The organism is Endothiovibrio diazotrophicus (assembly GCF_054657215.1).
In genome coordinates this window covers 1-1,458 of the sequence record NZ_BAAHXB010000250.1, presented here as the reverse complement: position 1 = coordinate 1,458, position 1,458 = coordinate 1, and the positions used below count along the sequence as shown (strand labels likewise).

The window sequence follows — 1,458 nt, the reverse complement described above, 5'->3', positions numbered from 1 at the left end:
GCATAAATGCTGATGAAGGGAGATAGAGAGGCAGTAATGACTCTGCATGGGATTACGCGATGTCAACATTCTTGAATGCATACCGCATCATACCAATTCATAACAGCGATCATTTCGAGGACTTTTGTTGCGAAGTAGCGAGGGACTGGTTTGGCGATTTCGCTGCACAACGCTATGGCCGCAGTGGACAAAAGCAAGGTGGGATTGACATTAATACCACCAACCGTGAAATAACAGCTACCAATAATAGAGGCGATTCCCAAAAGGTTGTTATTCAATGCAAGTATAAAAAAGACCCAAACAACGTCAGACCTGCTGAAGCTATCAGAGAACTAAAGCAAGACTTGAAATCGGCAATAGCTTCCCATCAATTTGATGTGTTCATCTATGCCTCTACTTTGAAACCTGACACTGAATTGCAGGATAATGCCGAAAAATTGTCCCGCACTTACAATAAAATTGTGCAAATCTGGTTTTGGGACAACCTCGAAAAAGCTGTGCGTACCTATCCACGCCTACAGCGGATGTATGCTGAGGGTAGTATCAGTAGCGGAGTCCAACTACTCCACCCCGACTTCCTAAAAAGCTTGGAAAGCAGGATGGCCGACCCTTTTCAGTTTTACACTGCTAAAGTGAACGGTGACTGGCAGTGGTTGGGCGTATGGCACGGTTTAGCCGCTCAACGGAATTGTCGTTCAGACATTGAAGACATGCTTGATAACTTGTTTGCAAAGCCTTTTTTGGATAAAAAAATAGCTGCCGTAGTGTATGGCGAAGGCGGCAGTGGCAAGTCTACATTGCTGCGCCAGTTAGCCATTGACCGTGCCAAAAAGGGTTATATCTGCTGGTGGGTGGAAAACATGGATAGCTTCATCAATCATGACGCAAAGTCTATCAGTGAAAACAGCCAACTGCGCCATCTCGTCTTCATGGAAGACTGGTACCGTAACATGAAAGAGAAAAGCGGTACGGACTTCTTCACTTGGCTTAACGACCAGCGCAACGTGCTCGTGCTCATCGGCGACCGCAGCTTCCAGTCTTCCGTCTATGGCAGTTACTGCTACCACGATTCAAAATACCAACTACTGCCCAGTGAAAATCGGAACGTACTCAAACATATCGCCACGTCATTTACGGACTACCATGGAATCCTTGACGAATTGGATGCACTGCCAACGCTGCTCGACCATGCTGCTCTTTTCATGATTCTGTTCGTGGCGGCTACCATGTTAAATGAGCGGGACAAATATACCGATATTGACCTAAAGGATGGCGTATTGACCTCTTTCCAAAATATTATCGCCAGTAAACTGTTGGCACTGGAAGAGGACGAACGCCATCATGGACTTGGCAAAGCACTGCACCTGATAGCCAGCATCTATGCTTCCAAGAGTATGGGCTATACCATTTTCCCAGAAGATTTCTTCCTGAAAGCCGCTGCCCATTTGGGAAAAAATG

At 46.2% G+C, this 1,458-nt stretch carries 1 protein-coding gene; it reads left to right on the top strand.

Features of this window, described 5'->3' with window-relative positions; all coding sequences use genetic code 11:
- Positions 1-59 precede the first annotated feature (59 nt).
- The coding region (locus ACYQ2W_RS26160; RefSeq protein WP_459873998.1) for a P-loop NTPase at positions 60-1,458 on the top strand (1,399 nt) is incomplete at its 3' end.